The following is a 6455-nucleotide window of genomic DNA, read 5'->3' on the forward strand; positions in this document are numbered from 1 at the left end:
ATGATGATGGATATACTGATGTATCTATTCGAAACCTACATCCATAGCGATGCAGAGTTACAGGTCGAACAAGACGAGTTGGAAGAAGAGTTGCTTCGTGCAGGCTTCCAACAAAAAGATATCTACAAAGCCCTTGTCTGGTTAGAAGAGCTTGCCGCATTGCAGCAAAGTGACACCTCTTCTGCAATCTCGACTTGCATGGCTTCGTCATCAACTCGTATCTACACAGCGAAAGAGATGCAGCGTTTAGATTTGGAATGCCGAGGGTTTCTATTGTTTCTCGAGCAAATCAATGTGTTAACCACAGAAACTCGCGAAATGGTGATTGACCGAGTGATGGGATTAGAAACGAGTGAGTTTGAGCTTGAAGACCTCAAATGGATCATTCTGATGGTGCTGTTTAATGTGCCTGGCAACGAAAACGCTTACACGCTAATGGAAGAGCTGTTGTACACCAAGGAACAAGGGATTCTTCACTAACCATCTGGGCAAGTTCGAGTTTAGCTAGAATAAACGCGAGCTTGTCTTTTTGTGTGTTTTTCACGAAACGGTAAGTATGAGTAGTAAAATCGACAACACCCTTTTCTCTGCCCATGAACACGCTTTGGAACACGAGCCGTGTCCAAAATGTGGTGGTGAGCTGACTCTCAAGCACGGAAAACATGGCCCATTTCTCGGCTGTAACCATTACCCAAGCTGTGATTACATTAAACCGCTACACAGCAATGATGGTCACATCGTGAAAGAGTTGGGTGTGCCTTGTCCTGAGTGTGGCAATGAGTTGGTTCTCCGCCAAGGGCGCTACGGTATGTTCGTTGGTTGTAGCCATTACCCGGCTTGTCATCATATTGAGTCGATTAATCAACCAGAGCCAGAGGCGCAGTCACAAGAGCAACACGCTTGCCCTGAATGTGGCAAAGGACATTTGGTTGAGCGTAAAACCCGATTTGGCAAAACATTCTACGCGTGTGATAACTACCCTAAATGCAAATTTGCTGTGAACCTTGCTCCGGTCAAGGGGCGATGCGAAGAATGTGGTTTTACTTTGTTGGTGGAGAAGAAACTCGCCAGTGGTGTGAAATTGCAATGTGCCAACCGTAAGTGCCAGCACACCCAACAAGGGTAAATACATCAAAGGAATTAAAAAGGGTCGCATCGTGCGACCCTTTTTTTATTTTTTGCTGCCAAACGTTAGTGTTGAGGCTGTTTAGCGAACGCTTGCACGGCTGGGAAAGCTATTGGGTCTAAGATGTCTGCCAGAGCGCACAACCTACGGTGCAATTCTCCTGGGTAGTCGCCACACACGTTGATGTGTCCCATCTTGCGACCTGCACGTTTCTCTTTGCCATACCAATGAATGTGGCAACCATCCATTAATAACAATGCTTCTGGTAGTGTGTCTTCACCAAGAATATTAATCATTGAGGTTTCACGAACCAATTTCGTACTGCCTAATGGTAAGCCGCACACTGCGCGCAGATGGTTTTCAAACTGACACGTTTCTGCACCTTGCTGTGTCCAGTGACCAGAGTTGTGCACGCGTGGAGCAATCTCATTCACTAAAAGTGCCCCATCGACATCAAAGAACTCAAGCGCTAATACGCCAACGTAATCTAGGCTATCTGCGACTGCCGTGAACATTTGCTTTGCTTGTTCCTGTAACCCTGGCGCATCAATCGCAGTAGAAAGACTCAATACACCGTTGGTGTGGACGTTCTCTGCCAGAGGATACACTTCCACACTGCCATCTTTGCTTCGAGCACCAACCAGTGATACTTCGCGGTTAAAAGGAACAAACTCTTCAGCAACAATCGCTTGAGTTGGTGTTGCCGCGATGCACTCTGCCATCTCAGTCCAAATGTCGTCGACTTGAGAAGCTTCTTTTAAGCGCCATTGGCCTTTACCATCGTAACCACCTAATGCACTTTTCAGAACCATTGGCATACCAACGTGTTCAATTGCGCGCTCAAAGTCTTCACGAGTTTCAATGACGTAGTATTTCGCGTTGCGCACGCCAGCATCATCAAGCAGTGCTTTTTCAATACGGCGATCACCACCTGCTTTGATGGCTTGCGTACTTGGTAGAAACTTGCCGCTCGCTTCGCAAACCTTGAGCACGTCATGTGGAATATGCTCGAACTCGGCAGTAATCACATCAACTTGCATAATCGCATTTTCCAAGCCATGGCCAAGTACCTGTTGAGTTAAAGGGTGAACGACATCACCGCTGCTGATATCGTAAGCTGAAATTTGAATATTCAGTGGCGCACCAGCCAGAGACATCATACGAGCCAACTGACCCGCACCAAGAACCAGTACATGCATCTGATTAATCCTCTGCAGGGTTTGGATTTGCGAGAACTGTTTCCGTTTGCTCATTACGGAATGCTTCTACCTTCGCCATGATGTTTTCATCATGAGTGCCTAGGATTTGCGCTGCTAGGATACCGGCGTTTGTTGCGCCCGCTTCGCCAATCGCCAATGTACCAACCGCAATTCCCTTTGGCATCTGTACAATAGAAAGCAGTGAATCCATACCTTTCAGTGCACGAGACTGAACGGGAACCCCAAGCACTGGCAAACTAGTAAACGCCGCCGCCATACCTGGTAGGTGGGCTGCACCACCTGCGCCTGCGATGATAACTTTGATGCCGCGTTCTTTTGCGCCACTAGCGTAGTCAGCCAGTAATTGAGGAGTTCGGTGTGCTGACACGACTTTTGTTTCGTAAGGCACGCCAAATTGGTCTAGCATGTCCGCTGCTAGTTTCATGGTTGGCCAATCGGATTTAGAACCCATGATGATACCGACTTTCATCTCAAACTCCTTTAAGCTGCAAAAATTAGGTGAGCTATAAATTTGTACGCATTATACGGGGATTTTTATCTCAAGCAAACGTTTGCGTCTTGTTGTTGGCGCTATTGATACATTTTATAAAAAATTGCTTTAGTGTCTGAGAATGAATATTTGTACACTTAGTGAAAACAACACAGTCAAACAAATAGGAAGTAATCGGTGGATAACTTTGAACAAGTGCTCAACGCACTCAAGCAAGGCGAAGTGATTGCCTATCCAACAGAAGGGGTTTTTGGTGTCGGATGTGATCCAGATAACCCAGAAGCAATTCAAAAGCTATTAGAGCTCAAGCAGCGTCCGGTAGAAAAAGGGCTGATTCTCATCGCGGCAAGTTATGATCAGCTCTTGCCTTATATTGATGAATCTCAGTTGACTGAAGAACAATTACAGACTGTTCATGCCACTTGGCCAGGCCCATACACCTGGATCATGCCAGCGAGCGATAAAGTATCCAACTGGGTTTCAGGGCAGTTTGATTCAATTGCGGTTCGTGTGACTGATCATCCTTTGGTGCAAAAAATGTGTAATGCATTCGGAAAGCCGTTAACCTCTACCAGCGCGAATCTTTCCGGCTTACCACCGTGTATGACCACGGAAGAAGTCGAAGAGCAGTTGGGTGATAAGCTGGTCGCCATTCTTCGTGGCGAGACCAGCGGTCGTGATAAACCCAGCGAGATTCGTGACGCCAAAACTTCACAAATATTAAGACAGGGTTAACCCTGCTAGCCAGCCATCATTAGGTTTCACGTAATAGGTAATAACGTATGTCAGCGATCGATAAGCACGCCGTAAAGCAGTTCTTGATGTCACTTCAGGACTCCATTTGTCAGCAGTTAGAACAAGAAGATGGAAAGGCCGTCTTTGTCGAAGATGCATGGCAACGTGAAAAAGGAGAGCGTCTGGGTGGCGGTGGTCGCTCACGTGTTTTGCGTGATGGCCTTGTTTTCGAGCAGGGAGGCGTGAACTTCTCGCATGTGGAAGGGAAAGAAATGCCAGCATCTGCGACAGCGCATCGCCCAGAGCTAGCGGGTCGTCGTTTTGAAGCGATGGGTGTTTCTTTGGTTATTCACCCTAAAAACCCTTATGTACCGACTTCACACGCCAATGTCCGCTTCTTTATTGCAGAAAAAGATGGCGAAGACCCAATTTGGTGGTTTGGTGGTGGTTTTGACCTAACACCGTTCTACCCATTTGAAGAAGATTGCCAATCATGGCACGACACTGCAAAACAGCTTTGTGCACCATTTGGTGACGATGTTTACCAAGAGCATAAAGCATGGTGTGACAAATACTTCTTCCTACCACATCGTAATGAAACTCGCGGTGTTGGCGGTTTGTTCTTTGATGATCTAAACCAGTGGGAATTTGATAAGTGTTTTGCTTACATCAAAGCAGTGGGTGAAGGCTATTGCCAGGCTTACTTGCCGATCGTTTCTCGTCGTAAAGAGATCAAGTATGGTGAGCGTGAGCGTGAATTCCAACTATATCGTCGCGGCCGTTACGTAGAGTTCAACTTAGTGTATGACCGTGGCACCTTATTTGGTTTACAAAGTGGTGGGCGTACTGAGTCGATTCTGATGTCAATGCCGCCGCTCGCTCGCTGGGAGTACTGCTACGAGCCAGAAGCGGGATCGCCAGAAGCTGAACTTTACGAGCGATACCTAACGCCCCGAGAGTGGTAAGCACGGAATCTCCTTTTCTATATAGATAGATAGTGATAGGGTCATCTGTAATCAGGTGGCCCTGTTTTCTCTATATCTAAGTAAGGAACAAAGGTAAGGAAATGACCCAGCAAATCGATCGCTATGCCGTGTTTGGTAATCCTATCGGACACAGTAAGTCGCCATTCATTCACACCTTGTTTGCTCGTCAAACTAATCAATCTTTGGTGTATACCGCAGAAAGTGCACCTGTTGATGGTTTTATTGACGCGGCGAAGGTGTTTTTTGCTGAAGGTGGCAAGGGGTGCAACATCACTATGCCATTTAAAGAAGATGCTTATCAATTTGCTAGTCGATTGACAGAACGGGCTCAGTTAGCAGGCGCGGTAAATACCCTCAAGAAGTTAGACGATGGTGAAATCATCGGTGACAACACTGATGGTGCAGGTTTAGTGCAAGATCTGCTTCAGCATCAGGTTGTATTGGAAGGTGCGCGAATCCTAATTATTGGCGCTGGTGGTGCAGCTCGTGGTGTTATTAAGCCACTACTCGATCAAAAGCCGACCTCTTTAACCATTACCAACCGTACCTTTAGTAAAGCACAAGAGCTCGCAGAGCTGTTTGTCTCTCATGGTCCTATCGTAGCGAGAGAGATGGAAAGTATTGATGAAGAGTATGATGTCATCATTAACTCTACCTCCGCTTCTCTTAGTGGTGAACTGCCTGCTATCTCTTCCTCTATCTTTGCCGCCAACAGCACAAGCTATGACATGATTTATGGCAAAGGAGTGACGAGCTTTAACTTATGGGCAAGAGAAAATGGTGCCGCTCATGCGTATGACGGTCTTGGAATGCTGGTTGGGCAGGCTGCAGAAAGCTTTATGCTTTGGCGTGGCTTACGTCCTGGTGCCAAACAAATTCTCAGAGAACTAAGAAAGAACCTTGAAGGTCAATAAGCGATGAATCAATCCATCTTATTCCCAGATATTCAATCATGGGATGAAGTATCACAATCGGTAAACTTTTCGGCGCAACAATCAGGCGCACTAATAGAGTGCTTTGTGACGAAACAAAAGCTAGAAAAGCTCAGTGGTTCACTGATTGAAACTGAGCAAGCGGCAATTAAAGTGTTTACTGATTACCGATTCGACCTAGAAGAAATGGCTGAAGAGCTAATAGAAGATGAAGCCTTCAACGAAGAAGGCCATATCATCATCGGTTAACAGGGTTTTAGTTCAAGTCTTTTACTTCATTTAAGTAGTCGTTTTTGTTCTGCACATAGTTGTTGGCAGACTTTTGCAAGAAAGCTCGTTCTTTTTCTGATAGAGGGCGAGCTTGTTTTACTGGGCTTCCAACATATAAGTAGCCACTTTCTAATACTTTCCCAGGTGGCACTAAACTGCCTGCTCCGACCATCACCTCTGACTCAATTACAACAGCATCTAAAACAATAGCTCCCATACCAACCAAAACACGATCGTGGATCTCACAACCGTGCAGCATCACTTTGTGGCCAATCGTAACGTCATTACCAATAATCAATGGGTAGCCGTTTGGGTTTTCGGCGTTCTTATGGGTGACATGCAAAACACTGCCATCTTGAATATTCGTTCGATCACCAATGTGAATGTGGTTTACATCGCCTCGCGCTGCTACCAATGGCCAAATGCTAGAATCATCGCCAATTCGGATATCACCGACTAAAACAGAGGTTGGGTCAACGTAAACACGCTCACCAAGTTCAGGCTTTATACCTTTGTAGCTTCTCATTGAGCTCATCTTTTTTCCTTATTCAGGGCGATTACAGGGTGTATGGAGGTAGAATAGTAGTGAAAACTCGCCTTTTAGAATAAAAAACACCCAAACGATAAAAAAATCAAAAAAAACGAGAAAAAGGGCTTGCCAATGTGATCGCAATCTCTATAATGCCACCTCGCTGA

Annotated in this window: 9 protein-coding genes; 6 read left to right on the plus strand and 3 right to left on the minus strand. The window is 46.0% G+C overall.

Annotated elements, in window-relative coordinates; all coding sequences use genetic code 11:
- Together R7P67_RS16950 and R7P67_RS16955 are read left to right on the plus strand one after the other, a co-directional pair.
- Nucleotides 1-480 carry a DUF494 family protein gene (locus R7P67_RS16950; RefSeq protein WP_005379074.1) on the plus strand — a complete coding sequence of 160 codons (480 nt, stop codon included), beginning with the start codon at nucleotides 1-3 and terminating at the stop codon, nucleotides 478-480.
- A 76-nt stretch (nucleotides 481-556) separates the two neighbouring features.
- Nucleotides 557-1126 carry a type I DNA topoisomerase gene (locus R7P67_RS16955; RefSeq protein ID WP_017821580.1) on the plus strand — a complete coding sequence of 190 codons (570 nt, stop codon included), beginning with the start codon at nucleotides 557-559 and terminating at the stop codon, nucleotides 1124-1126.
- Nucleotides 1127-1191: 65 nt separating this feature from the next.
- Here the strand turns inward: R7P67_RS16955 and R7P67_RS16960 are convergent, their stop codons facing one another.
- Both R7P67_RS16960 and purE read right to left on the minus strand, forming a co-directional pair.
- Nucleotides 1192-2325 carry a 5-(carboxyamino)imidazole ribonucleotide synthase gene (locus R7P67_RS16960; protein WP_025768914.1) on the minus strand — a complete coding sequence of 378 codons (1134 nt, stop codon included), beginning with the start codon at nucleotides 2323-2325 and terminating at the stop codon, nucleotides 1192-1194.
- Nucleotides 2326-2329: 4 nt separating this feature from the next.
- Entirely contained in the window at nucleotides 2330-2815 is a 486-nt protein-coding gene (gene purE / locus R7P67_RS16965) for a 5-(carboxyamino)imidazole ribonucleotide mutase (RefSeq protein WP_017635614.1), read from the minus strand.
- Between the two features lie 198 nt (nucleotides 2816-3013).
- Between purE and R7P67_RS16970 the strand changes: the two genes are divergently transcribed.
- The 4 genes from R7P67_RS16970 to R7P67_RS16985 all read left to right on the plus strand — a co-directional run bounded on the left by R7P67_RS16970 (nucleotide 3014) and on the right by R7P67_RS16985 (nucleotide 5738).
- Nucleotides 3014-3571: an L-threonylcarbamoyladenylate synthase gene (locus R7P67_RS16970; RefSeq protein ID WP_005379084.1), complete on the plus strand. Its 558-nt coding sequence runs from the start codon at nucleotides 3014-3016 to the stop codon at nucleotides 3569-3571.
- A gap of 47 nt (nucleotides 3572-3618) precedes the next feature.
- Complete coding sequence (gene hemF / locus R7P67_RS16975) at nucleotides 3619-4536, plus strand: oxygen-dependent coproporphyrinogen oxidase (protein WP_017635615.1); 918 nt, start codon at nucleotides 3619-3621, stop codon at nucleotides 4534-4536.
- 101 nt (nucleotides 4537-4637) lie between these two features.
- Nucleotides 4638-5471 (plus strand): shikimate dehydrogenase, encoded by an 834-nt coding sequence (gene aroE / locus R7P67_RS16980; RefSeq protein WP_042523879.1) that lies wholly within the window; start codon nucleotides 4638-4640, stop codon nucleotides 5469-5471.
- A gap of 3 nt (nucleotides 5472-5474) precedes the next feature.
- A complete protein-coding gene (locus R7P67_RS16985; protein ID WP_005379090.1) occupies nucleotides 5475-5738 on the plus strand; it encodes a DUF1488 domain-containing protein in 264 nt (87 codons plus the stop codon).
- A 7-nt stretch (nucleotides 5739-5745) separates the two neighbouring features.
- Here R7P67_RS16985 and R7P67_RS16990 read toward each other — a convergent pair whose 3' ends face one another.
- Nucleotides 5746-6294, minus strand: coding sequence for a gamma carbonic anhydrase family protein (locus tag R7P67_RS16990; protein WP_213969140.1), 549 nt, complete (start codon nucleotides 6292-6294; stop codon nucleotides 5746-5748).
- Nucleotides 6295-6455 lie beyond the last annotated feature (161 nt).

It is taken from the genome of Vibrio sp. Vb0937 (assembly GCF_033338855.1).